At 56.5% G+C, this 24948-nt stretch carries 23 protein-coding genes and 1 tRNA gene; 10 read left to right on the top strand and 14 right to left on the bottom strand.

Annotated elements, in window-relative coordinates; translation table 11 throughout:
* Positions 1-4: 4 nt before the first annotated feature.
* The gene (treB, locus tag ABTW00_RS20875) at positions 5-1426 is read right to left on the bottom strand and encodes a PTS trehalose transporter subunit IIBC (RefSeq protein WP_064547046.1); all 1422 of its coding nucleotides are present in this window, start codon (positions 1424-1426) and stop codon (positions 5-7) included.
* Between the two features lie 194 nt (positions 1427-1620).
* Positions 1621-2568, bottom strand: a complete 948-nt coding sequence (treR, locus tag ABTW00_RS20870; RefSeq protein WP_433637364.1) for a trehalose operon repressor TreR — start codon at positions 2566-2568, stop codon at positions 1621-1623.
* 155 nt (positions 2569-2723) lie between these two features.
* On the opposite strand from treR, the gene mgtL reads away from it, so the two are divergent.
* Both mgtL and mgtA read left to right on the top strand, forming a co-directional pair.
* Positions 2724-2774: a mgtA regulatory leader peptide MgtL gene (gene mgtL, locus ABTW00_RS20865; protein WP_122983162.1), complete on the top strand. Its 51-nt coding sequence runs from the start codon at positions 2724-2726 to the stop codon at positions 2772-2774.
* A gap of 152 nt (positions 2775-2926) precedes the next feature.
* The gene (gene mgtA / locus ABTW00_RS20860) at positions 2927-5635 is read left to right on the top strand and encodes a magnesium-translocating P-type ATPase (protein WP_433637362.1); all 2709 of its coding nucleotides are present in this window, start codon (positions 2927-2929) and stop codon (positions 5633-5635) included.
* A 160-nt stretch (positions 5636-5795) separates the two neighbouring features.
* Here mgtA and ridA read toward each other — a convergent pair whose 3' ends face one another.
* The 4 genes from ridA to ABTW00_RS20840 all read right to left on the bottom strand — a co-directional run bounded on the left by ridA (position 5796) and on the right by ABTW00_RS20840 (position 7806).
* Positions 5796-6182 carry a 2-iminobutanoate/2-iminopropanoate deaminase gene (gene ridA / locus ABTW00_RS20855; protein ID WP_000047541.1) on the bottom strand — a complete coding sequence of 129 codons (387 nt, stop codon included), beginning with the start codon at positions 6180-6182 and terminating at the stop codon, positions 5796-5798.
* A 73-nt stretch (positions 6183-6255) separates the two neighbouring features.
* Complete coding sequence (gene pyrI, locus ABTW00_RS20850; protein ID WP_064546978.1) at positions 6256-6717, bottom strand: aspartate carbamoyltransferase regulatory subunit; 462 nt, start codon at positions 6715-6717, stop codon at positions 6256-6258.
* 12 nt (positions 6718-6729) lie between these two features.
* The gene (gene pyrB, locus ABTW00_RS20845; RefSeq protein WP_064546980.1) at positions 6730-7665 is read right to left on the bottom strand and encodes an aspartate carbamoyltransferase; all 936 of its coding nucleotides are present in this window, start codon (positions 7663-7665) and stop codon (positions 6730-6732) included.
* Between the two features lie 36 nt (positions 7666-7701).
* The gene (locus ABTW00_RS20840) at positions 7702-7806 is read right to left on the bottom strand and encodes a pyrBI operon leader peptide (RefSeq protein ID WP_100250007.1); all 105 of its coding nucleotides are present in this window, start codon (positions 7804-7806) and stop codon (positions 7702-7704) included.
* A gap of 264 nt (positions 7807-8070) precedes the next feature.
* On the opposite strand from ABTW00_RS20840, the gene ABTW00_RS20835 reads away from it, so the two are divergent.
* Entirely contained in the window at positions 8071-8523 is a 453-nt protein-coding gene (locus ABTW00_RS20835; RefSeq protein ID WP_064547048.1) for a YhcH/YjgK/YiaL family protein, read from the top strand.
* 43 nt (positions 8524-8566) lie between these two features.
* On the opposite strand, the gene argF is transcribed toward ABTW00_RS20835, so the two are convergent.
* Both argF and argL read right to left on the bottom strand, forming a co-directional pair.
* Positions 8567-9571: an ornithine carbamoyltransferase gene (argF, locus tag ABTW00_RS20830; protein ID WP_433637358.1), complete on the bottom strand. Its 1005-nt coding sequence runs from the start codon at positions 9569-9571 to the stop codon at positions 8567-8569.
* Positions 9541-9636 (bottom strand): putative translational regulatory protein ArgL, encoded by a 96-nt coding sequence (gene argL, locus ABTW00_RS20825; RefSeq protein WP_373995169.1) that lies wholly within the window; start codon positions 9634-9636, stop codon positions 9541-9543. The genes argF and argL overlap by 31 nt, the downstream gene beginning before the upstream one ends.
* Positions 9637-9731: 95 nt before the next feature.
* On the opposite strand from argL, the gene rraB reads away from it, so the two are divergent.
* The 3 genes from rraB (at position 9732) to ABTW00_RS20810 (ending at position 11937) form a co-directional block, all read left to right on the top strand.
* Positions 9732-10151 carry a ribonuclease E inhibitor RraB gene (gene rraB / locus ABTW00_RS20820; protein WP_064546984.1) on the top strand — a complete coding sequence of 140 codons (420 nt, stop codon included), beginning with the start codon at positions 9732-9734 and terminating at the stop codon, positions 10149-10151.
* A 51-nt stretch (positions 10152-10202) separates the two neighbouring features.
* Positions 10203-10961, top strand: coding sequence for a tRNA isopentenyl-2-thiomethyl-A-37 hydroxylase MiaE (gene miaE, locus ABTW00_RS20815; protein WP_433637354.1), 759 nt, complete (start codon positions 10203-10205; stop codon positions 10959-10961).
* A gap of 145 nt (positions 10962-11106) precedes the next feature.
* Complete coding sequence (locus ABTW00_RS20810; protein WP_065358338.1) at positions 11107-11937, top strand: topoisomerase II; 831 nt, start codon at positions 11107-11109, stop codon at positions 11935-11937.
* Between the two features lie 12 nt (positions 11938-11949).
* Here the strand turns inward: ABTW00_RS20810 and ABTW00_RS20805 are convergent, their stop codons facing one another.
* The 4 genes from ABTW00_RS20805 to pepA all read right to left on the bottom strand — a co-directional run bounded on the left by ABTW00_RS20805 (position 11950) and on the right by pepA (position 17625).
* Complete coding sequence (locus tag ABTW00_RS20805; RefSeq protein WP_433637351.1) at positions 11950-12453, bottom strand: GNAT family N-acetyltransferase; 504 nt, start codon at positions 12451-12453, stop codon at positions 11950-11952.
* Positions 12454-12670: 217 nt separating this feature from the next.
* Positions 12671-15526 carry a valine--tRNA ligase gene (locus ABTW00_RS20800; protein ID WP_433637348.1) on the bottom strand — a complete coding sequence of 952 codons (2856 nt, stop codon included), beginning with the start codon at positions 15524-15526 and terminating at the stop codon, positions 12671-12673.
* Entirely contained in the window at positions 15526-15969 is a 444-nt protein-coding gene (gene holC / locus ABTW00_RS20795) for a DNA polymerase III subunit chi (protein ID WP_064546994.1), read from the bottom strand. Before holC ends, ABTW00_RS20800 begins: the two co-directional genes overlap by 1 nt.
* A 144-nt stretch (positions 15970-16113) precedes the next feature.
* Positions 16114-17625 carry a leucyl aminopeptidase gene (gene pepA / locus ABTW00_RS20790; protein ID WP_064546996.1) on the bottom strand — a complete coding sequence of 504 codons (1512 nt, stop codon included), beginning with the start codon at positions 17623-17625 and terminating at the stop codon, positions 16114-16116.
* A gap of 267 nt (positions 17626-17892) precedes the next feature.
* On the opposite strand from pepA, the gene lptF reads away from it, so the two are divergent.
* On the top strand, positions 17893-18993 hold the full coding sequence (gene lptF, locus ABTW00_RS20785; RefSeq protein ID WP_064546998.1) for an LPS export ABC transporter permease LptF: 1101 nt from the start codon (positions 17893-17895) through the stop codon (positions 18991-18993).
* Positions 18993-20075 (top strand): LPS export ABC transporter permease LptG, encoded by a 1083-nt coding sequence (gene lptG / locus ABTW00_RS20780; RefSeq protein WP_064546999.1) that lies wholly within the window; start codon positions 18993-18995, stop codon positions 20073-20075. The genes lptF and lptG overlap by 1 nt, the downstream gene beginning before the upstream one ends.
* A gap of 176 nt (positions 20076-20251) precedes the next feature.
* Here lptG and ABTW00_RS20775 read toward each other — a convergent pair whose 3' ends face one another.
* Positions 20252-21751, bottom strand: coding sequence for a helicase HerA-like C-terminal domain-containing protein (locus ABTW00_RS20775; protein WP_433637344.1), 1500 nt, complete (start codon positions 21749-21751; stop codon positions 20252-20254).
* Positions 21752-21885: 134 nt separating this feature from the next.
* On the opposite strand from ABTW00_RS20775, the gene ABTW00_RS20770 reads away from it, so the two are divergent.
* Complete coding sequence (locus tag ABTW00_RS20770) at positions 21886-23523, top strand: dihydroxyacetone kinase subunit DhaK (RefSeq protein ID WP_433637342.1); 1638 nt, start codon at positions 21886-21888, stop codon at positions 23521-23523.
* A gap of 43 nt (positions 23524-23566) precedes the next feature.
* On the opposite strand, the gene ahr is transcribed toward ABTW00_RS20770, so the two are convergent.
* On the bottom strand, positions 23567-24586 hold the full coding sequence (ahr, locus tag ABTW00_RS20765) for an NADPH-dependent aldehyde reductase Ahr (RefSeq protein WP_065358342.1): 1020 nt from the start codon (positions 24584-24586) through the stop codon (positions 23567-23569).
* A 203-nt stretch (positions 24587-24789) separates the two neighbouring features.
* Between ahr and ABTW00_RS20760 the strand changes: the two genes are divergently transcribed.
* Positions 24790-24874: transfer RNA gene (locus ABTW00_RS20760), tRNA-Leu, on the top strand.
* Positions 24875-24948: the final 74 nt, after the last annotated feature.

Raw genomic sequence — 24948 nt, 5'->3', positions numbered from 1 at the left:
GTGTTTACATGACTGGCAGCGTGCCCTGACGTTCTTTACGCTTGTAGACGACAACCGTCAGGATAATCGGTACCACGATGGTGATAACCATTGCGACGCTGTAGACCGCCCAGAAGGTCGGTTTGATTGACAGGATGCCCGGCAGGCCGCCGACGCCGATACCGTTCGCCAGCACGCCGTACAGGCCGCACAGCAGGCCCGCGATACCGGAACCAATCATGGCGCAGAGCATCGGGAAGCGGTATTTCAGGTTGATCCCGTACATCGCCGGTTCGGTGACGCCGAGGTAGGCAGAGATAGCCGCCGGAACGGAGATTTCACGCTCTTTCGCCTTACGGCTGCAGATGATAATGCCGACGACGGCAGAGGCCTGCGCGATGTTCGACAGGGCAATCATCGGCCATACCGGGGTGCCGCCCATGCTCTGAATCATCTGCATATCAATCGCCAGCGTGGTCTGGTGCACGCCGGTGATCACCAGCGGTGCGTACAGGAAGCCGAACAGCGCGGCGCCAATCGGTGCGAAGCTGCCGGTCAGCAGGTGACGCACGGCGAAGGCAACGCCATCGCCAATCAGGCGACCGAATGGCCCGATAATCGCGTGAGCGAGGAATACTGCCAGAATCAGCGAGCACACCGGTACGATAACGAGGTACAGATAGTCCGGCACGATGCGCTTAAGGCGCGTCTCAATAAAGCCGAGGGTCAGACCCGCCAGCAGCGCCGGGATAACCTGCGCCTGGTAGCCGACTTTGGCGATGGTAAACAGGCCGAAGTTCCACACTTCCGGCACCTGCTGACCCAGCAGATAGGCGTTCATCAGCTGTGGAGAAACCAGCGTCACGCCGAGTACGATACCGAGGATCGGCGTACCGCCCATTTTCTTCACCGCCGACCAGCAGATACCGACCGGCAGATAGAAGAAGATCGCCTCGCCAATCAGCCACAGGAAGTCATAGATGGTTTGCAGCGACGGGTGCATCTGCGCCAGCGTCTGGCCGTTGCTCATCGGCAGGTCGCCGATCACGTTGCGGAAGCCTAAGATCAAACCCCCGCTGATCAGCGCCGGCAGCAGCGGGAAGAAGATCTCGGCGAAATGGGAGATCATCTGCTCGTGCCATTTCATGTTCTGGCGCGCCGCCTGTTTGGCCTGCTCTTTATCCACGCCGGTCTGGCCGGTGGTAGCGAGCAGCGCCTGATAGTAGTCGCCCACCTCGGTGCCGATGACCACCTGGAACTGCCCGGCGTTGGTGAAGCAGCCCTTCACCATCGGCAGTTCTTCAATCGCTTTTGGATCCGCTTTGGCCGGGTCGTTCAGCACAAAGCGCAGGCGCGTGATGCAGTGGCTGACGGTGGCGATGTTTTCGCGTCCGCCGACCAGCTCGATAAGTTTATCGATGTTCTTTTGGTCTATTTTTTTGCTCATGATAGGGCCTTCAAACAGAGATAAGATCTCCCCGATAACCGCCAATTCAGGCTGCCGTGGTATGGGCGCCCTGGCGGATTCAGGAAATGAATCGTTATTAATACGCTGATTATAAGCGTAGCGGGTTTACCGATTTGGGAAAATGGGAACGTTCCCGAAACGTAGCCAGGATCACATTAAAGCTGACTTTACGCTTAGGCGAGGATGGCGGGGATCACGATCTGCTGCGGTTCGCGCTTACCGCCAATCAGGGAGATCAGCTGCTCTGCCGCACGGCGTCCTGCCTCGGCGTAGCCGGGATCGACGGTGATAATTTCCGGATGCAGAAACTTGGTTAGCGGGGTGTTGCCGACGCTCGCCAACTGGACGTTATCGATGCGCTGTTCCTGGAAATACTTGCTGACGCCCAGCGCCAGAGTATCGGTGGCACAAATGAGTGCGGTGGTTTTGGGGGCAATGACCTCACGAGCGAAGTCGTAGCCCTGTTTCATCGCCAGGCCCGGCAGCGCGGCCATCGGCGTGAGCTGATGGCGCTGGCAAAAGGCCTGATAGGCGTCGTGACGACGCTGGCCGGTGGTGACATCGCTCGGCGGTACCCCGAGGAAGCTGATATGGCGGTGGCCGCGTTCATACAGGCGCTGCATCAGCAGAGTGATGGCGCCATGATCGTCATAGCAAACCGAGGAGAAACCGCTGGCATCGCGGGCCATCAGCACCAGCGAGGGCTGCCAGTTGGCCAACGTCTCTTCGGTGACGCCGGTAAACCCAAACAGGATCACGCCGTCGATATTGCGACGTTTGAGCATCGCCAGATGCTCTAAAACCTTTGCGGGCGAGAACTGGCTTTCCATCATAATCGGGTCGTAGCCCTGCTCGTAGAACGCGGGCAGCATGGTCTGCACCGCCAGGTTTTCCGACAGCGAATCCAGACGAGTGACGATAATGGCGACCACTTTATCGCTTTGCCCACGCATGGCGCGTGCGGAGCGGGAAGGGGAGAAGCCGTGCTGCATCATCACCGCTTCCACACGTTCGCGGGTGCGTTCGCTGACGCCGCTTTCGTTATTCAACACGCGGGAGACGGTTGATTTGCCAACACCGCTCAGACGAGCGATATCTTTGATGGTCAGCCGATTTTGCATATAGTTGCCCCACGTGAATATTTTGCCGTCAGAACAGATGGTTGACGTGTCGTTGAATTACCCGCCGTTATTATATCGCCCTAATAGCCACAAAACTTATGATTTTCTGCGTATAATGCGCGGCGTTTTCTACTATCAACCTTACCGGAGGCTTTATGGATCCCGATCCCACACCTCTCTCGCGCTGGAGAGTAACGTTCCGGTAAGTCAGTTTTGCGCTGCCTTGCCGATGATGTGAGGCAGTGACATTCCTTAATCATGTCCCTGCAAGATAAAAATTGAGTGCCTGTGCGGTACAGATTAGCTGTGCCCGTAGGCCTGACTGCGGTCGCGTCCGGCGACTGCAGGGGGATTTTGTATGCTGAAAAATTTAACCCGGCAGCTGTTTGCACAGCTTGGCCGCCACCTCCCGCGCCGTCTGGTACAGCGCGATCCGATGCCGACTCAGCAAAGCGTCGCCCATACGCCGATTCCCTCCTCGCTTAGCGAGCACTGCCTGAAAATGGCCCAGCTCAATGAGCAGGAACTGTGGCACGCCTTTAACACGCATCCGGAAGGGCTGAACGCGGCTGAAGTCGAGCAGGCGCGCGCCGCTCACGGTGAAAACCAGCTGCCGACTCAGCGGCCACAGCCGTGGTGGGTGCATCTGTGGCTCTGCTACCGTAACCCGTTTAACATTCTGCTGACCGTACTGGCCGCCGTCTCCTACGCCACGGAAGATCTGTTCGCTGCGGTGGTGATTGTGCTGATGGTGGGCATTTCCACGCTGCTGAACTTTGTGCAGGAAGCCCGTTCGACCAAAGCGGCGGATACCCTGAAAGCGATGGTCAGCAACACCGCGACGGTGCTGCGCGTCATCAATGACAAAGGTGAGAGCAGCTGGGTCGAACTGCCCATCGACCAGCTGGTACCCGGCGATATTATCAAGCTTGCCGTGGGGGACATGATCCCGGCGGATCTGCGCGTGATTCAGGCGCGCGACCTGTTTGTGGCGCAGGCCTCGCTGACCGGGGAATCGCTGCCGGTTGAGAAAGTGGCGCAGACCCGCGAGCCGCAGCAAACCAACCCGCTTGAGTGCGACACCCTGTGCTTTATGGGCACCAACGTGGTGAGCGGCACCGCGCAGGCGATGGTGATTGCCACCGGCGCCAATACCTGGTTCGGCCAACTGGCCGGGCGCGTGAGCGAGCAGGAGAGCGAGCCGAACGCTTTCCAGAAAGGCATCAGCCGCGTCAGCATGCTGCTGATCCGCTTTATGCTGGTGATGGCGCCTATTGTGCTGGTGATCAACGGCTATACCAAAGGTGACTGGTGGGAAGCGGCGCTGTTTGCCCTCTCCGTGGCGGTTGGCCTGACGCCGGAAATGCTGCCGATGATCGTCACCTCAACGCTGGCGCGCGGCGCGGTGAAGCTGTCCAAACAGAAGGTTATCGTGAAGCACCTCGACGCCATCCAGAACTTTGGCGCGATGGATATTCTCTGCACTGACAAAACCGGCACCCTGACGCAGGATAAAATCGTGCTGGAGAACCATACCGATATCTCCGGCAAGGTCAGCGAACGCGTGCTGCAAACCGCGTGGCTGAACAGTCACTATCAGACCGGGCTGAAGAATCTGCTGGATACCGCGGTGCTCGAAGGCGTCGATGAAACGGTGGCGCGTCAGCTCTCGAGCGACTGGCAGAAAATCGATGAGATCCCGTTTGATTTCGAACGCCGCCGCATGTCGGTGGTGGTGAGTGAAAAACCAGACGTGCACAAGCTGATTTGCAAAGGCGCGTTGCAGGAGATCCTCAACGTCTGTACCCAGGTCTATCACAACGGCGAAATCGTGCCGCTGGACGAGACCATGCTGCGCCGCATCAAACGCGTGACTGATACCCTGAACCGTCAGGGGCTGCGCGTGGTCGCGGTGGCGAGCAAATTTCTCCCGGCGCGCGAAGGCGACTACCAGCGCATTGATGAGTCGGATCTGATCCTCGAAGGCTACATTGCTTTCCTCGACCCGCCGAAAGAGACCACCGCACCGGCGCTGAAAGCGCTGAAAGCCAGCGGTATTACGGTGAAAATCCTCACTGGCGACAGCGAGCTGGTCGCGGCGAAAGTGTGCCACGAAGTAGGGCTCGACGCGGGCGATGTGATTGTCGGCAGCGAGATTGAGCACCTGAGCGATGACGAGTTGGCAAAACTTGCCCAGCGCACCACGCTATTCGCTCGCCTGACGCCGATGCATAAAGAACGCATCGTGACCCTGCTGAAACGCGAAGGTCACGTGGTGGGCTTTATGGGCGACGGCATCAACGATGCCCCGGCGCTGCGCGCGGCGGACATCGGTATTTCCGTGGATGGCGCGGTGGATATCGCCCGTGAAGCGGCGGATATCATCCTGCTGGAAAAGAGCCTGATGGTGCTGGAGGAGGGCGTGATCGAAGGGCGTCGTACCTTCTCGAACATGCTCAAATACATCAAGATGACCGCCAGCTCTAACTTCGGTAACGTCTTCAGCGTGCTGGTGGCCAGCGCCTTCCTGCCGTTCCTGCCGATGCTGCCGTTACACTTACTGATTCAGAACCTGCTGTACGATGTATCCCAGGTGGCGCTGCCGTTCGATAACGTTGACGATGAGCAGATTCGTAAACCGCAGCGCTGGAATCCGGCTGACCTGGGGCGCTTTATGGTCTTCTTTGGGCCGATCAGCTCTATCTTCGATATTCTGACCTTCTGCCTGATGTGGTGGGTGTTTAAAGCGAATACGCCAGAAATGCAGACGCTGTTCCAGTCCGGCTGGTTTATTGAAGGTCTGCTGTCGCAGACGCTGATTGTGCATATGATCCGTACCCGCCGCATTCCGTTCGTGCAAAGCCGCGCCGCCTGGCCGCTGTTCGCGATGACGCTGCTGGTGATGGCGGTGGGCATCGCGCTGCCGTTCTCACCGCTGGCAAGCTATCTGCAATTAGAAGCATTACCGCTGAGCTATTTCCCGTGGCTGGTGGCGATTCTGGTGGGGTATATGACCTTCACGCAGATGGTGAAAGGGTTCTTCAGCCGCCGCTATGGCTGGCAGTAACCTCGATTGTAGGCCTGATAAGCGAAGCGCCATCAGGCAGAATGGCGCAGGTTGCCGGATGGCGGCTTCGCCTTATCCGACCTATAGGGTGGATGTTGAAAACGCCACCGCCAAACAAAAAAGGCAGCCATTGGCTGCCTTTCTTTATACTGCATCGAAATTAGCGACGAACGGCAATCGCTTCGATTTCAATCTTCACGTCTTTCGGCAGACGCGCCACTTCAACGCAGGAACGCGCCGGGAAGGTGGCATTGTGCTCGGTGAAGAACGCTTCGTAGGTGGCGTTAACGGTCGCGAAATCGTTGAGATCTTTTACGAATACGGTCGTTTTCACGATATCGCCCACTTTCAGGCCAGCGGCCTCAACGATAGCTTTGACGTTTTCCAGCGACTGACGCGCCTGTGCGGACACGTCTTCCGGCACGCTGCCGGTTTTCGGGTCAACCGGGATCTGACCGGAAGTGATGATCATGCTGCCCAGGTCAACGCCCTGAACGTATGGGCCGATAGCTGCTGGTGCATTTTCCGTCGCAATAGTTTTGCTCATGATATCTCCAGATGAACTGCAGTAATTAGGTCGTAGCCATTATAGGGACGCCTAATTCCAATACCAACCGCAATTAGTTGGCCAGCACCACATAATGGGAAAACTCTTTTTCGCAGTATTTGCATTTGAGCGCAACGTCATCGGCACGTTTTTTCACTGCAAAGCTGGAGGAAACCGGCTCAGCATGACTAATGCAGTTGCTGTTTGGGCACACCAGCACGCTCTCAATGCGTTCCGGCAGGCTGGGACGAGATTTCCCTACCACTTCATAGTTGTCGATACGGTTCACGGTAGCCTGCGGGGCATACAGCGACAGCTGGTTAACCTGCTCGTCAGTGAGGAAGGTATTCTCAATTTTAATCAGATCCTTGCGGCCCATTTCGCCGGAAGGCAGGTTCAGGCCGATGGTGATGCGCTGGTCGGTCTCGGTCAGTTTGAACAGCGTCAGCAGTTTAAAACCGACCTGTGCCGGGATGTGGTCAATCACGGTGCCACGTTTGATGGCTTCTACCTGCAATTTGTTGTCGTGTGTCATCGTCATTTCCCCTTACAGAGCCAGTTCGCTATTCAGTACCAGTGCCAGTAACGCCTGGCGGGCGAAGATGCCGTTGCCGGCCTGCTGGAAGTACCAGGCGTGCGGCGTTTTATCGACATCGGTGGTGATTTCATCAATGCGCGGCAGCGGGTGCAGCACCTTCATGTTATCGCGTGCGCCGGTCAGGTCTGCCGCGCGCAGGACGAACTGCGCCTTCACGTTGGCGTATTCGGACGGGTCGAGACGCTCTTTCTGCACGCGGGTCATGTAGAGAATGTCGACCTCGGCCATCACCTCTTCAATGGCGCTATGCAGACTCCAGGCGATACCTTTCTCGTCGAGCATATCGAGGATGTACTGCGGCATCGCCAGCGCGTCCGGGGCGATAAAGTAGAAGCGGTTACCGTTAAATTTCGCTAGCGCCTGTGTCAGCGAGTGCACGGTGCGGCCGTACTTCAGGTCACCGACCATGGCGATATTCAGGTTCTCAAGACGGCCCTGTGTTTCCTGAATGGTGAACAGATCCAGCAGCGTTTGCGTCGGGTGCTGGTTCGCGCCATCACCGGCGTTGAGCACCGGAATACCGCCAGAGAATTCTGTCGCCAGGCGCGCCGCGCCTTCCTGCGGGTGACGCATCACGATGGCGTCGACGTAGGTGCTGATGACGGAGATGGTGTCGGCCAGGGTTTCGCCTTTTTTACCGAGCGAGGTGTTGGCGCTATCGGAGAAACCAACCACGCTGGCGCCAAGACGGTGCATTGAGGTTTCAAACGAGAGGCGGGTACGCGTCGACGCTTCGAAGAAACAGCTGGCGATAACCTTGTGCTTCAGCAGCTCCGGCTGCGGATTCGCTTTCAGTTTAGCGGCGGTCGCCAAAACCAGCTCAAGGTCTTCGCGGCTGAGATCGTTTATGGAAATGATGTGTTTTTGATACAGCGGATTAGCCATGTTTATCTCCTGACGACGGCGCAAAAAAAAAGCCCCTTAAATAAGGGGCTTTACGAATACGGATGCAACGGAAAGGAAAAACGGCAGGCCAGCGCCTTTTTTCAGACGCGGTAAGACGCGATGTCGTACACACTGAACCATAATTCCTCCCGGCAAAACGGCTGGCATTATACGCAGCTTTGGTAAGGGATCAAGCGGTGAATTCACATTTTAATCAACGAAAACGATTCTCACAGAATGAGTATTCGCTTTTTATGCATTTAAATTCCGCGCTGCGCCCGTCAGGCGCAAAGTGTGCGCTAAACCGGCAGGATGGCAATAACGGGATAAAAAGTGCTGGTATGGTATCGCGAATTTACGTATAACAACTTAAAATTGAAACATTGTTTTATTTATGGAGTCATCATGATTATTGGCAACATTCATAACGTGCAGCCCTGGCTGCCGGAAGAACTTCGTCAGGCGATTGCCTACATTAAAGCGAACGTTACTGCGGAAACCCCGGAAGGGAAATACGACATCGACGGCAACCGTCTGTTCTATATGGTTTCTGAAAACATGACCGAGCCGTTTGCCGAGCGTCGTGCCGAGTATCACGCGCGTTACCTGGATATTCAGGTAGTGCTGAGCGGTCAGGAAGGGATGGCGTTCAGCACCCAGCCTGCGGGCAAACCGGACACCGACTGGCTGGCCGATAAAGACATCGCTTTCCTGCCGGAAGGCGTGCAGGAAAAAATGGTCGTCATGAGCGAAGGTGACTTCGTGGTGTTTTACCCGGGGGAAGTACACAAACCGCTGTGCGCTGTCGGCACGCCGGCGAAAGTGCGCAAGCTCGTAGTGAAACTGCTGGTTGCCTGAACATTTATACGCCCTGACCGTCAGGCCAGGGCGTATAGCCCGCTTATTGACTCAGCGTCGCCACCATCACGGCTTTGATGGTGTGCATGCGGTTTTCAGCCTGATCAAATACGATGCTGGCCGATGATTCAAAGACCTCATCGGTCACTTCCATACCGCCGTGCATACCGTACTCCGCGGCCATTTTCTTACCCAGCGTGGTCTGGTCATCATGGAAAGCAGGCAGGCAGTGCAGGAATTTGACCTGCGGGTTGCCGGTAAGCTTCATCATGGCGCTGTTGACCTGATAGCCGCGCAGCAGCGCGATACGTTCCGCCCATTTCTCTTTGGCTTCGCCCATCGAGACCCAAACGTCGGTATAGATAAAATCGGCCCCTTTTACGCCCTCGGCGATATCTTCCGTCAGCGTTACGTTGCCGCCGTTTTTCTGCGCCAGCGCTTTACACTCGGCCACCAGACTCTCTTCCGGCCAGCACGCCTGTGGGGCAACAAGGCGCAGATCCAGGCCGGTTAACGCAGCGGCCTCCAGCATGGAGTTCCCCATGTTGTTACGCGCATCACCGGCATAGACCAGCGTCATTTCGTTGAACGCTTTGCCCGGCAGGTGCTCCTGCATGGTCAGCAGGTCCGCCAGCAGCTGCGTCGGGTGGAATTCGTCGGTTAAGCCGTTCCATACCGGCACGCCGGAGTACTCTGCCAACGTTTCGACCACTTCCTGGCCATAACCGCGATACTGAATGCCGTCATACATGCGGCCCAGCACGCGCGCTGTGTCTTTAATCGACTCTTTATGGCCAATCTGGCTGCCGCTGGATCCCAGATAAGTCACGCGAGCACCCTGATCGTAAGCGGCAACTTCGAAAGAGCATCGGGTACGGGTCGAGTCTTTTTCGAAGATGAGCGCGATGTTTTTACCGGTCAGGTTCGGCGACTCCGTGCCGCTCTTTTTATCCGCTTTTAGTTTGGCTGCGAGTTGCAGCAGCGTGGTGATTTCTGCAGGAGTAAAATCGAGTAATTTTAAGAAGTTCTTTTTATACAGAGTAGACATAATTCCCTCACCTGGCTCAAGCCACTTATTGAATTAAAATTCACTTTATATGTATGAATATTCATTTGCAACCCCAATAACAAATCTTTATCGGAAAGGTGGAGGCAACGGCAACGGTATGTGACAATAAGAGTATCAGCCACATTATGAGGAAAGAGCCATGGCAAACCCGGAACACCTGGAAGAGCAGCGTGAAGAAACGCGCCTGATTATTGAAGAACTGCTGGAAGACGGCAGCGATCCTGACGCGCTGTACACCATTGAGCACCACCTTTCCGCTGACGATTTCGAAAGCCTGGAAAAAGCGGCGGTTGAAGCGTTCAAGCTGGGCTATGAAGTGACCGAGCCGGAAGAGCTGGAAGTGGAAGAGGGTGACACCGTGATCTGCTGCGACATCCTCAGTGAATGTGCGCTGAATGCTGAGCTCATCGACGCGCAGGTTGAGCAATTGATGAACCTGGCTGAAAAGTTTGAAGTGGAATACGACGGTTGGGGCACCTACTACGAAGACCCGAACGGCGAAGAAGGCGATGACGACGACGATTACGTCGACGAAGAAGACGACGGCGTACGTCACTAAGTCATCTCATCACCTACGGCAGCGCCCGCTGCCGTAGGCAAGGATTTTGGTATGGATTACCCGCATATACTCTCTCCGGTTCTTAACTTTCTGCACTGTAAAACGCCTCAGGCATGGCTCGATAAAGCTCGCGATCCGGAAAATCTGCCTCTGTTGCTGACCGATCATTTAGTTTGTGAGCTGAAAGCGGCGCAAACGGCGATGCTGCTGGTGCGTAAATATGTCGCCGACAAAGCGGGCGCGCAGGCGCTGCTCGACTGGCTTAGGCCGTATGAAGCTTTTGCCTTTCGCGAGGGTGAGGAACCCGATTTCGCCGCGCTGAATAAGCAGATAAACAAAAGCGCGATGCCGCAGACCGACGACCCGTGGGGCCGGCAGTTAATAGACAGCATGGTGCTGCTGATTAAAGAGGAACTGCACCACTTCTGGCAGGTGCGTGAGGCGATGCAGCGTCGCGATATTCCCTACGTCAAAATCACCGCCAGCCGCTATGCCAAAGGCATGCTCAAAGAGGTGCGAACCCACGAGCCGCTGACGCTGATTGATAAGCTGATTTGCGGAGCGTATATCGAAGCCCGCTCCTGCGAGCGTTTTGCCGCGCTGGCACCGTATCTCGAGGCAGATTTGCAGGCATTTTATCTGTCGCTGCTGCGATCCGAGGCGCGACACTATCAGGATTATCTGGCGCTGGCGCAACAGGTCTCCGCCGTGGATATCCGCGATCGGGTGCGTTTCTTTGGCGAAGTAGAAGCGTCGCTGATCGTTTCGCCGGACGAAGAGTTCCGCTTCCACAGCGGTGTGCCGGTATAACTTAACTTTCTGCACGGTATCCATTTTCTGTTCTCAGCAGAAAAATTTAGTGGCTGGAAATCGTTCATCTTTACCGCAATAATCGAAACTCATCACGGGGAAGCATAATCTCCGGAATAACGATTGATTTGGGTAAGGACATTCAATGAACTGGGTACACGTATTACTGGCAGGGTATATCGGTGCAGTTATCGCCATCATCGTCGGCGTATTTCGCAAAAAAGGCTGGATTGGCAAGATCGCGGGCGTCGTGATCTTCGTGGTTGCCATTGTCGGCTGGAATCTGTTCGACGTGCATTACCTGATTCCGCGCGAAAGCCCGGACTATGGAAAAACGGAAGCGCAGAAATTCGAAGATGCGATGCTGACCATGCCTGTTTATCAGGTCATTAAAGAGCAGGAACCTGCGCTGTGGGAGCATATTCGCAACCAGGCGGCGCAGATGAAGGAGGCAGGGAAAAGCGAGCAGCAGATTATTGACGCCATCCAGCCGCAGATCCTACAGATGCAGATGGCGCGTTTGCAGCAGGCGCCCGATGCCGATGTTATTGGCTATATGAAGATTAATCTCGAGCAAATTGCCGCGGTGCAGAAAGTCGGGGATGATGAATGCTTCCGTTTTCTGTTCCCGGCGGTGAAAGGGGGAATTAATCCGGTACGCATTATTCCTCGCGAGATCATGGAGCGTCGTATGGCGAGCGACATGGGCATGCTGTATGCCTCCAATGGCCCGAAGAAACATACCGTGACGGCAGAAGAAAAACAGCTGGCGCTTCAGGACCTGCAAACCCTCAGCCCGACGCTGGTACAGCGTTATGGCCAGGATATCCAAATCATGGCCGACCCAAATAAAGGCGTGGGAAAAGAGAAGCTGACCTGTGACATGGTGCAGGATTTATGGGCACAGGTCCTTAAACTGCCGACCGCGCGTGCGGCCGGCGTGATACGTCTGATGTTGTCTGCCGAGATGCAATAACGCTGTGTGGCCTCAGAGAGGTTTCAGCATCCGGACTTCACAGTCGACGTGACCGGTGCAGCCCAGGGGTTCCGCGATATGCGCGAACCCCAGACGTTCGTAAAGATGGATAGCTTCCGTCAGAAACGCGGTCGTTTCCAGATAGCACTGTTTAAACCCCTGCTCGCGGGCATGATCCAGCGCCATCAGCGCCAGCCTCTTTGCCAGCCCCTGGCCGCGTACGCTCGGCAGAAAATACATTTTTTGCAGTTCGCAGATATCCGGCTCGCTACAGCCTAACGGCGCTACGCCGCCGCCGCCCACCACCTCACCATTTTGCTCAACCACCCAGTAGGCCGCACCCGGCTGGCTGTAGACCTGGAACAGCTCGTCCAGATTCGGGTCGGCCACGGTGTAGCCTTTATCGGCGGTCAGGCCATATTCGGCAGAGACCTGGCGAATCACATGGGCGATGGCAGCGTTGTCGTTGGCGGTAATGCGGCGCAGCGTCGCCGAGACAGGTGTAATAACACTCATAGCGAACTCATGACAGAAATGTGGAACATATGCAGTTAATACCACTGCGGTGAGGGGAAGCGCAAGCGAGGATAATTCAATAAAAAGCCTCTGAGCATATGCATCAGAGGCTTTGTCGTCTGCGGTGTCGGATGCGCTGCGCTTATCCGACCTACGCTGATGCTGCCCGTAGGCCGGATAAGCGCAGCGCCATCCGGCAAACGTACAGGCACGCTGATTACAGCGCGGCGATAACCGCCTGCTGCTCAATCAGCTTCGCTTTGGCTTCTGCGTAACCGTCCAGCTTCTCACGCTCTTTGGCGATCACCGCTTCTGGTGCGCGAGCGACGAAACCTTCGTTAGAGAGTTTGCCTTCGATACGGGCAATCTCACCTTCGATTTTCGCCACTTCTTTCGCCAGACGCGCCAGCTCATCTTCTTTGTTGATGAGGCCAGCCATCGGGATCAGCAGTTCGGCGCCATCGATGATTTTGGTCACGGAAACCGGACCTTTGTCATCGGCAGGCAGCACGGTGATGCTTTCCAGACGTGCCAGGTTCAGCAGGAAGCTACGGTTGTCGTTCACACGACGCATCGCGTCAGCGCTGCAACCACGCAGCAGCAGCTCCAGCGGTTTGCCTGGCGCGATGTTCATTTCCGCACGGATATTACGTACGGCGACGATCGCCTGCTTCAGCCATTCGGTATCGGCCAGCGCGGCTTCATCAACCTGCGCGGCGTTATATTCCGGGAACGGCTGCAGCATGATGGTGTCGGCGGTAATACCGCAAATGACCTTCACGCGCTGCCAGATGGTTTCAGTAATGAACGGGATGATCGGATGCGCCAGGCGCAGCAGACCTTCCAGCACGGTGACCAGCGTATTGCGGGTGCCGCGCAGTTCAGACTCGGAACCTCCGGTCATCACCGGTTTGGTCAGCTCCAGATACCAGTCACAGAACTGGTTCCAGGTGAATTCGTACAGAATGCCTGCGGCGATATCGAAGCGGAAGTTATCCAGCGCTTCGCGGTACGCTTTAACGGTCTGGTTGAATTCAGCCAGGATCCAGCGGTCTGCCAGCGACAGGGTCATTTCGCCGCCGTTGAAGCCGCAATCCTGACCTTCAGTGTTCATCAGCACAAAGCGGCTGGCGTTCCACAGCTTGTTGCAGAAGTTACGGTAACCTTCCAGGCGCTTCATATCCCAGTTGATGTCGCGACCGGTCGATGCCAGCGCCGCCAGGGTAAAGCGCAGGGCGTCGGTGCCGTGCGGCTCAATGCCGTTCGGGAACTGCTTCTCGGTACGTTTGGCAATCTTCTCAGCCAGTTGCGGCTGCATCATGTTGCCGGTACGCTTGGCAAGCAGTTCCGGCAGGGAGATGCCGTCGACCATATCCAGCGGGTCAATGACGTTACCCTTGGATTTGGACATCTTCTGGCCTTCGTCGTCACGGATCAGACCGGTCATGTAGACGGTATGGAACGGCACCTGCGGCTTGCCGTTTTCATCTTTGATGAAGTGCATGGTCATCATGATCATGCGGGCAATCCAGAAGAAGATGATGTCGAAGCCGGAAACCATCACGCTGGTTGGGTGGAACTGACGCAGCGCGTCGGTGTTTTCCGGCCAGCCGAGGGTGGAGAAAGTCCACAGCGCGGAGGAGAACCAGGTGTCGAGAACGTCTTCGTCCTGACGAAGCGCAACGTCGGCGCCGAGGTTGTTTTCCTGGCGGACTTCGTCTTCGGTACGGCCTACATAAACGTTGCCGTCGTTGTCGTACCATGCCGGGATACGGTGACCCCACCACAGTTGACGAGAGATACACCAGTCCTGAATATCACGCATCCAGGAGAAGTACATGTTCTCGTACTGCTTCGGCACGAACTGAATGCTGCCGTTTTCAACGGCTTCAACCGCTGGTTTCGCCAGCACGTCGGCACGGACGTACCACTGGTCGGTCAGCATCGGTTCGATAACCACGCCGCCACGGTCGCCGTAAGGAACGGTCAGGTCGTGCGGTTTAATTTCTTCCAGCAGGCCCAGCGCGTCAACGGCTGCGACGATCGCTTTACGCGCGGCAAAGCGTTCCAGCTTCTGGAATTCAGCCGGAATCGCGTTGGAGTAAACGTCGGACTCTTCGCCCTTGGTGTCGTACACTTCCGCGGTTTCACGGATGTCGCCGTCAAAGGTCAGAATGTTGATCATCGGCAGGCCGTGACGTTTCCCGACTTCGTAGTCATTAAAGTCGTGCGCTGGGGTGATCTTCACGCAGCCGGTGCCTTTTTCCATGTCGGCGTGTTCGTCGCCCACGATCGGAATACGGCGGTTAACCAGCGGCAGGACAACGAATTTACCGATCAGATCTTTGTAGCGCGGATCTTCCGGGTTAACGGCCACGCCGGTATCGCCGAGAATAGTTTCCGGACGGGTGGTCGCGACGACCAGGTAATCTTTACCGTCTGCGGTCTTCACGCCGTCGGCCAGCGGATAGCGGATGTGCCACATCGAGCCTTTGGACTCGCGGTTTTCCACTTCCAGGTCAGAGATGGCGGTGCGCAGTTTCGGGTCCCAGTTTACCAGGCGTTTGCCACGGTAAATCAGGTCTTCTTTGTACAGGCGAACAAAGACTTCTTTCACGGCATTGGAAAGGCCTTCGTCCATGGTGAAGCGCTCGCGCTCCCAGTCAACGGAGTTGCCGAGACGGCGCATCTGACGGGTAATGGTGCCGCCGGATTCCGCTTTCCACTGCCAGATTTTGTCGATGAAGGCATCGCGACCGTAGTCGTGACGGGTTTTCCCTTCTTCAGCGGCAATCTTACGCTCAACCACCATCTGGGTGGCGATACCCGCGTGGTCGGTACCGGCCTGCCACAGGGTGTTTTTGCCCTGCATGCGCTGGTAGCGGATCATGGTGTCCATGATGGTTTGCTGGAAAGCATGACCCATATGCAAACTGCCGGTGACGTTCGGCGGCGGGATCATGATGCAGAAGGACTCTTTGCTTTCGTCGCCGTTAGGCTTGAAATAGCCCTGCTGTTCCCAGTGCTCGTAAAGCGGCTGTTCGATATCTTGCGGGTTATATGTCTTTTCCATTATTTCCAGGTTGCCGTATTCAGGTTAAAACCAGCCACGCGGTAGGCTTTGTAGCGATCGCGTGCGAGTTGTTTCAGAGTTTCTTCGTAAGGGACGAAGTCTACCACTTCTGTGAAAGCGGTGGCAAAATCTGCAAAGTTTACCCGCAGACTTATCAGTATATCCCGTGGGCTGCTGTTGCGCCTGGCAGGCCAGGCTATCTCCACCGGTGCACCGCCTCTTGGGCCTTCGCCCGCCAGATTATGCGGCACAAAACTGTCCGGAGGACGGCTCCACAGGGCTTCATCCAGGCGAATGGCCTGCTGCTCGTCTTCGCAGGCGATCAGCACGCGCTTGCCCGCGCGCCAACGTTCTGCGGCAATTTCACACACCAGTTGCTCGACGGCGCTGAGGTCGTCGACGGTGGTGTCATTGTCCAGAAGATAGAACGTCGCATTCTTCATATATGGGGCTTCTTGTGGTGGATTTAAATACAAGGCCGGGCGACCCGGCCTTATTGCCTGATGGCGACGCTCGCGCGTCTTATCAGGCCTACAGCGTACAGTTTTGTAGGCCGGATAAGCGCAGCGCCATCCGGCATTCACACATTACTCTTCGCCGTTAAAACCCGCGCGATTGAGCAGGAACTGCGACAGCAGCGCCACCGGACGACCGGTTGCGCCCTTGGCCTTACCGGAGCGCCATGCGGTGCCCGCGATGTCCAGGTGCGCCCAGTTGTACTTACGGGTAAAGCGCGCCAGGAAGCAGCCCGCGGTAATCGCACCGCCAGGACGGCCGCCGATGTTGGCCATATCCGCAAAGTTAGATTCCAACTGCTCCTGATACTCATCGCCCAGCGGCAGACGCCATGCGCGGTCGCCAGATTGCTCGGACGCGCCAATCAGCTCGTGCGCCAGCGGGTTGTGGTTCGACATCAGGCCGGTGATGTGATGGCCGAGGGCAATCACGCAGGCGCCGGTCAGCGTCGCCACGTCGATAACCGCTTCTGGCTCGAAGCGCTCAACGTAGGTCAGCACGTCGCACAGTACCAGACGGCCTTCGGCGTCGGTGTTCAGCACTTCAACGGTCTGGCCGGACATGGTGGTCAGCACGTCGCCTGGACGATACGCGCGGCCACCCGGCATGTTCTCACAGCCCGCCAGCACGCCGATAACGTTAATCGGCAGCTGCAGTTCGGCCACCATACGCATCACGCCGTACACCGCCGCCGCGCCGCACATGTCGTACTTCATCTCATCCATGCCTTCGGATGGCTTGATGGAGATACCGCCCGAGTCGAAGGTCAGTCCCTTACCGACCAGCACAATCGGACGAACGTCTTCAGATTCCACGCCTTTATACTCGATGACTGACATCAGCGATTCGTTCTGTGAACCGTTGCCGACCGCGAGGTAGGAGTGCATTCCCAGCTCTTTCATCTGCTGTTCGCCGATGACGCGGGTGATGACGTTTTTGCTGTAGCTGTCCGCCAGCTGACGCGCCTGAGAGGCCAGGTAAGCTGCGTTACAGATGTTTGGCGGCATGTTGCCGAGGTCTTTCGCCGCCTTGATACCGGCGGCAATCGCCAGACCGTGCTGGATAGCACGTTCGCCGCTGGTCAGTTCACGGCGGGTTGGCACGTTGAAGACCATTTTACGCAGCGGACGACGCGGCTCGCTTTTGTTGGTTTTGAGCTGGTCGAAGCTGTACAGCGTCTCTTTCGCGGTTTCAACCGCCTGGCGCACTTTCCAGTAGTTATTGCGCCCTTTAACGTGCAGTTCGGTCAGGAAGCAGACGGCTTCCATTGAACCGGTGTCATTCAGGGTGTTGATGGTTTTCTGAATGACCTGCTTGTACTGGCGCTCGTCGAGCTCGCGCTCTTTCCCGCAGCCAATCAGCAGAATTCGCTCTGAGAGCACGTTTGGTACGTGGTGCAGCAATAAGGTCTGCCCCGGTTTGCCTTCCAGTTCGCCGCGACGCAGCAGCGCGCTGATATAACCGTCGCTGATTTTATCGAGCTGTTCGGCGATGGGAGAGAGCCGACGTGGTTCGAATACGCCTACGACGATACAGGCACTCCGCTGTTTCTCCGGGCTACCACTTTTTACACTGAACTCCATGCACTACGCTCCTGAATCTTAAAGACAACGGCGGTGGCTACGGATAGAATTGCAAGCTTACGTAACTCATTTCCGCTGTTGCGGTGACTTCGTGTTAATCTTAACGTTATTACGGTCCTGGCACGTCAGAACAGGTCATGAAACGTGAAACCGCTGAGTCATTTAATCTTAGCGATGATTTCGACGACTCAAGAGAATAAATGACGTTTAAGCCATGAAACAAGCTATTTTCCTGCAATAAGACGGGTTTTTACGGGCGTATTTATAGTGATAATCATACGATATCTGGTGCGGGAGACGCTAAAAAGCCAGCTTGCCATCCTCTTCATTCTGCTTTTGATCTTCTTTTGTCAGAAACTGGTGAGGATCCTTGGCGCGGCGGTTGACGGTGATATCCCGACAAACCTGGTCCTCTCTTTGTTGGGGCTCGGCGTGCCCGAGATGGCGCAGCTTATCCTACCGCTGAGCTTGTTCCTGGGCCTCCTCATGACGCTGGGTAAATTGTATACCGAAAGTGAAATTACGGTGATGCATGCCTGCGGTCTGAGTAAAGCTGTACTGATTAAAGCGGCAATGGTGCTGGCGCTGTTTACGGGTATCGTTGCGGCGGTCAACGTGATGTGGGTGGGGCCATGGTCGTCCCGCCATCAGGACGAAGTGCTGGCTGAAGCCAAAGCCAACCCAGGCATGGCGGCGCTGGCGCAAGGGCAGTTCCAGCAGTCAACTGACGGAAACGCGGTATTATTTATTGAAGGCGTTAATGGCGCTAGCTTCCACGATGTCTTCCTGGCGCAGCTGCGGCCAAAAGGCAGCGCGCGTCCTTCGGTGGTCGTGGCCGATTCCGGGCAGCTCTCCCAGCGCAAAGATGGCTCTCAGGTGGTGACCTTAAATCAGGGTACCCGCTTTGAAGGTACCGCCATGCTGCGCGATTTCCGCATTACCGATTTCAAAAACTACCAGGCGATTATCGGCCATCAAACGGTAGCTGCCGACCCGACAGACACTGAGCAGATGAGCATGAGTACGTTGTGGAATACGGATACTAACCGTGCCCGCGCAGAGCTACACTGGCGCATTACGCTGGTGCTAACGGTGTTTATCATGGCGCTGATGGTGGTTCCGCTGAGCGTGGTCAACCCGCGCCAGGGGCGTGTGCTTTCGATGCTGCCGGCGATGTTGCTCTATCTGGTGTTCTTCCTGCTGCAAACCTCGCTGAAGTCGAATGCGGGCAAAGGCAAGCTCGACCCGGCGGTATGGATGTGGGCGGTTAACCTGCTGTATATCGCGCTGGCCGTGGGGCTGAACCTGTGGGATACCGTCCCAATGCGCCGCCTCCGCGCCCGCTTGACCAATAAAGGAGCGGTATAATGCAGCCATTTGGTGTACTAGACCGCTATATCGGTAAAACCATTTTCACCACCATCATGATGACGCTGTTCATGCTGGTGTCGCTGTCCGGCATCATTAAGTTTGTCGACCAGTTGAAAAAAGCCGGGCAGGGGAGCTATGACGCGCTGGGTGCGGGTATCTATACCCTTCTCAGCATGCCGAAAGACGTGCAGATCTTCTTCCCGATGGCGGCGCTGCTTGGTGCGCTGCTAGGGCTGGGAATGCTGGCTCAGCGCAGTGAGTTAGTGGTCATGCAAGCTTCCGGCTTTACCCGTATGCAGGTCGCGCTGTCGGTGATGAAAACCGCGATTCCGCTGGTGCTGCTGACGATGGCGATGGGTGAATGGGTCGCGCCGCAGGGCGAGCAGATGGCGCGTAACTACCGTGCGCAGCAGATGTACGGCGGCTCACTGCTTTCGACCCAGCAAGGGATGTGGGCGAAAGATGGCCATAGTTTTGTTTATATCGAACGGGTAAAGGGCACCGATGAGCTCGGTGGCGTGAGTATCTACAGCTTCAATAATGAGCGTCGGCTACAGTCCGTGCGCTATGCGGCCAGCGCCAAATTCGATACTGAACAGAAGGTCTGGCGTCTTTCGCAGGTGGATGAATCTAACCTTTCTGACCCGAAACAGATTACCGGTTCACAGACGGTGAGCGGAACCTGGAAAACGACCCTCACGCCGGACAAGCTGGGCGTCGTGGCGCTGGATCCGGATGCGCTGTCCATCAGCGGGCTGCACAACTACGTGAAGTACCTGCACGCCAGCGGTCAGGATGCCGGGCGCTACCAGTTGAATATGTGGAGCAAAGTATTCCAGCCGCTTTCCGTTGCGGTGATGATGCTCATGGCGCTGTCGTTTATTTTTGGCCCACTGCGTAGCGTACCGATGGGCGTGCGAGTGGTGACAGGGATCAGCTTTGGGTTCGTGTTCTATGTGCTTGACCAGATATTCGGCCCGCTCACGCTGGTATACGGTATCCCGCCAATTATTGGCGCGCTGTTGCCAAGCGCCAGCTTCTTCCTGATAAGCCTCTGGCTGATGATGCGAAAAGCGTAACCCCTCTTGTTGCCCGGCCGAGCAATAGCGACGCCGGGTTTTTTATGCCTGAAATCGTTGTATTCCTTTTGTAAATTGGCGCTATCCCTGGGGTCGCTGTCGCTCGCCTGGGCTACGGGATCATGTAGGCCGGATAAGGCGTTTACGCCGCCATCCGGCAAACAAACGATACGACACTAACGCCGCCGTCCGCCCAGCAGGCTACCCAACATCCCACGCACAATCTGGTTCGTCACCTGACGCACGGCGCTTTTTGCCGCCGTTTGCACCAGACCATCATGCTTACCGCCGCGTGGACCGGTGGTGCCGAAGATAATATCTTTCAGCCCGCCAAGTATGCCGTCATCAACACCCTGCTGACTTTTGGCCGGTGGTGCATCCGCCTGTCCTGCGCTGTTCTGCACACCTTTTTGCAGCATCTCGAACGCTGATTCGCGGTCAACGTCATCCTCGTATTTACCGTACAGCGGTGAATTGTTGATTAAGCCGTTGCGCTCGTCATCGGTTACCGGCCCCATCCGCGAACACGGTGCAATCACCATCGCCCGCTCCACCACCGACGGGCTGCCTTTCTCATCAAGGAACGAGATCAGCGCTTCCCCGGTTCCCAACTCCTGAATCGCCTGCTCTGTGCTGAACGCCGGGTTTGCGCGCATGGTCTGCGCAGCGGTTTTTACCGCTTTCTGATCCTTCGGCGTAAAGGCGCGCAGGGCGTGTTGCACGCGGTTGCCCAACTGCCCGAGCACCGCATCGGGGATATCCGACGGATTCTGCGAAACAAAATAGACCCCTACACCCTTGGAGCGAATCAGGCGTATCACCTGCTCGATTTTATCCAGCAGCACCTGAGGCGCATCGTTGAACAGCAGATGCGCCTCATCGAAGAAAAACACCAGCTTCGGTTTGTCTAAATCGCCGGCCTCCGGCAACTGTTCGTACAGCTCGGATAGCATCCACAGCAGGCTGGCGGCGTACAGCTTAGGCATCTGGTAGAGCTTTTCAGCGCTGAGGATATTGATAACGCCTTTACCGTGACTGTCGGTACGCATCCAGTCTTTGATATCCAGCATTGGCTCACCGAAGAAGTGTTCGGCACCTTGCTGTTCCAGCGTTAGCAACCCGCGCTGGATGGCGCCCACAGAGGCGCTGCTGATATTGCCGTACTGGTTCTGGAAGGATTTCGCGTTATCGCCGATGTACTGGGTTATCGCGCGCAGGTCTTTGAAGTCCAGCAGCAACAGCCCTTGATCGTCAGCAATACGAAAGATGATGTTCAATACCCCGGACTGCACCTCGTTGAGATTGAGCAGGCGAGCCAGTAGCAGTGGGCCGAGGTCGGACACCGTTGCCCGCACCGGATGTCCCTTCTCGCCGAAGATATCCCACACCACTACCGGGTTTGCGTGTGGTTCCCAGTTGGTGACGCCGATTTTCGTCAACCGGGCGGTAAGTTTTTCCGATGCCTGACCTTCTTCGGCAACGCCGGTCAGGTCGCCCTTCACGTCAGCCATAAATACCGGCACGCCAATCTCCGAGAACGACTCCGCTATCTTTTGCAGGGTGACCGTTTTCCCGGTACCGGTGGCGCCAGTAATTAACCCGTGGCGGTTGGCCATATTGGGCAGCAGTTCAAGCTGTGTGTCCTGGGTGCGTGCAATCAGCAAAGGTGCGCTCATGGGTAATCCTCCATTTATTCTGCGTCGAGTATAGGCAAAACAACGGCATCTCGCGGCGGTAAATTGTCTGTTTTGCGGCGCTTTATCCAGCGCGAACTATGCTTTGCATACGGTTTTCTTTTTTTTGGAAGGTTATGTCCAGATTCTTCTTTAACGAGCGCAAACACCTTGTCGATGATGCGCTTGAAGGCTTAGTGTTGTCTGCACCTCACGCGAACCTGGTGCGATTGGATATCGACCCGGCGATTCGTATCGTCGCCCGCAACGACTGGGATAAAAGCCGGGTGGCGATAATCTCCGGCGGCGGCTCCGGCCATGAACCGGCGCACGCGGGCTTTGTCGGCAGAGGCATGCTCACCGCTGCGGTATGCGGCGATCTCTTCGCCTCCCCAAGTGTGGATGCGGTACTGAATGCCATCGTGGCGGTCACGGGCGATCGCGGCTGCCTGCTGATTGTTAAAAACTACACCGGCGACCGCCTCAACTTCGGTCTTGCCGCCGAAAAAGCCAAACGTTACGGCCTGAAGGTTGAAATGGTCATCGTCTCTGACGATGTCGCGCTACCGGATAACAAACAGCCGCGCGGCATTGCAGGCACGGCACTGGTACATAAAGTCGCGGGACACGCAGCGGAGCAGGGGAAATCGCTTAGCGAAGTGCACGAGATAGCCCAGCAGGCGAGCCGGGGCGTGTTCAGCCTGGGACTGGCGATGGAAACCTGCAATCTGCCCGGAGGGGAAACGGAAGATCGCATTAAACCCGGTCAGGTGGAACTGGGGCTCGGTATTCACGGCGAGCCGGGCGCCTCGACGGTCAACAGCCATAACAGCAAACAGCTGATTGGCACGCTGGTTGAGACCCTGAGGGCATCAGCAGGCGACAACCGCGTGGCGGTGCTGATCAACAACCTGGGCGGCGTGTCGGAGCTGGAGATGGCGCTGCTCACCAAAGAGCTGGCGCACTCTTCGCTACGTGAGCAGATAGCCTATCTGATTGGCCCGGCGACGCTGGTCAGCTCGCTGGATATGAAAGGTTTCTCGCTGTCGCTGATCGTCCTTAACCAGGTCATCGAACAAGCGCTGCTGGCGGATGTTGAGACCACCGGTTGGGTGAAGGCGGTGGCCTTTGCGCCTCTGAGAACGCTGACGCATGCCAAAGTGCACGACGCGTTGGAGGTTCTGCCGTCGGAGAATCCGCAGGTGCATGCGCTGGTGGCGCAGGCGACCCAGACGTTACAGGGGCTTGAGAGCCGACTGAACGCGCTGGATGCTAAAGTGGGCGATGGCGATACCGGCTCGACCTTTGCGCTGGGCGCGCAGGATATCGCCACGCAGCTTGAGCAGAATGCGCTGCCGCTGAACAACCCGGCGCAGCTGCTACAGCTGATTGGCGAACGGCTGGCAACGGTGATGGGAGGTTCCAGCGGCGTGCTGATGTCGTTGTTCTTTACCGCAGCAGGACAAGCGTTAGCACAGAGAGAGACGCTGCCGAATGCGCTGCTCGCAGGATTAAAGCAGATGAAATTCTACGGTGGCGCCGCACCTGGCGACCGTACGTTAATCGATGCCCTACAACCGGCGCTGGAAGCGCTGCGTGATAAAGGGCTGACGGAAGCTATTGCGGCGGCGCAACAGGGGGCTGAAAGCACGGCGACGATGCAAAAAGCGAAAGCGGGGCGCGCATCGTACGTGAACAGCGACAACCTCAACGGCGTACCGGATCCGGGAGCCGTTGCCGTAGCGGAAGTCTTCGCGGCGTTTGCGAATGCTTAACGGGGCAGAGAAGAACCGGCGGCAGAACGCCGCCGGATAAACATCAGAAATCAGCCTTCAGTACCACGCGATAACGGGCTTTACCGTCACGCACGTGCTGGATGGCGTCGTTGATTTTCGACATCGGGAACAGCTCGGTGATGGGTGCCACTTTGCTGCGACCAGCAAACTTCATCAGCTTGCGCAGTTCGAACGGGTTACCCGTTGCCGAACCGGAGACGCTGCGGTCGCCGCCAATCAGGGTAAACGCCGGTACCGGCAGCGGCGTTAGCACCGCGCCGACGGTGTGGAAGTTGCCGCCCGAGGCCAGCGCTTCAAAGTAGGGCTGCCAGTTCAGGTCGACGTTGACGGTATTGATGATCAGGTCAAACTGACCCGCCAGTTCTTTGAGCGCTTCCGGCGAGCGGCTGTTGACTACGTGATCTGCGCCCATCGCCCGCACTTCCTGCTCTTTCGACGGATTAGAACTGAACGCTGTAACTTCGGCACCCATTGCGCGCAGAAGCTTAATGGCGATATGCCCCAGCCCACCAATCCCAATCACCCCTACGCGGCTGGTGGCGGTGACGTGATGCATCAGCAGCGGTTTAAAGACGGTGATACCGCCGCACAGCATTGGGCCTGCGGTTTCGATATCAATGTTGTCCGGCAGAGGAATAACCCATTGCCAGTCGGCGCGCAGCTTATCGGCAAAGCCGCCGTGGTTGAGGATGGTTGGTACCGAACCTTCGGTACAGTTAATCTGGTTGCCATCAATACAGGCATCGCAGTGACCGCAGCTTCGCGCCGTCCAGCCAATGCCCACCCGTTGACCAATCTTCAGACCTTTATTCTGTGCCGCGCTGCCCAGCGCTACCACGTGACCAATCACCTCGTGGCCGGCAACCAGCGGATATTGAGAGAACCCCCATTCGTTATCGATCATCGACAGGTCAGAGTGGCAGATCCCGCAGTAATCTACTTTAACCTCAACGTCTTCGGGCAGCAGCTCCCCGGCATCGTATTCCCAGACTTCCAGTTCTGCTCCGGCATTTTTCGCGGCGTAGCTTTTTATGATAGACATCGTGTATCTCTCAGTGTGGTGTTGAACTGAGAGTGTAGAGCATGTGGGGGCAGGGCGCTTGGCGGAAGGGGGGATTAAGACTAATGTGATCGCGGCTAAGTTGTGCTGTTTTTTTCGACACTTAGCGAGGTTAACATGTGCTGGTGCTTGCATGGTTGCGTGTGGCAGGTATAATCCACAACGTTTTCCGCATACCTTTCCGTGCCGGAGTGGCGAAATCGGTAGACGCAGTTGATTCAAAATCAACCGTAGAAATACGTGCCGGTTCGAGTCCGGCCTTCGGCACCATCGGAACATCAATAGACGTCAACGGACGTCTTTTTTTGTGCCTGAAATCCAGTATCCGCAAGGCTTTCCTCGCT

The organism is Kluyvera georgiana, from assembly GCF_050990895.1.
Classification (GTDB): Bacteria; Pseudomonadota; Gammaproteobacteria; order Enterobacterales; family Enterobacteriaceae; genus Kluyvera; species Kluyvera georgiana.
Note: the sequence above shows the minus strand (reverse complement) of the source record. Positions and strands in the feature narration are given on the sequence as shown.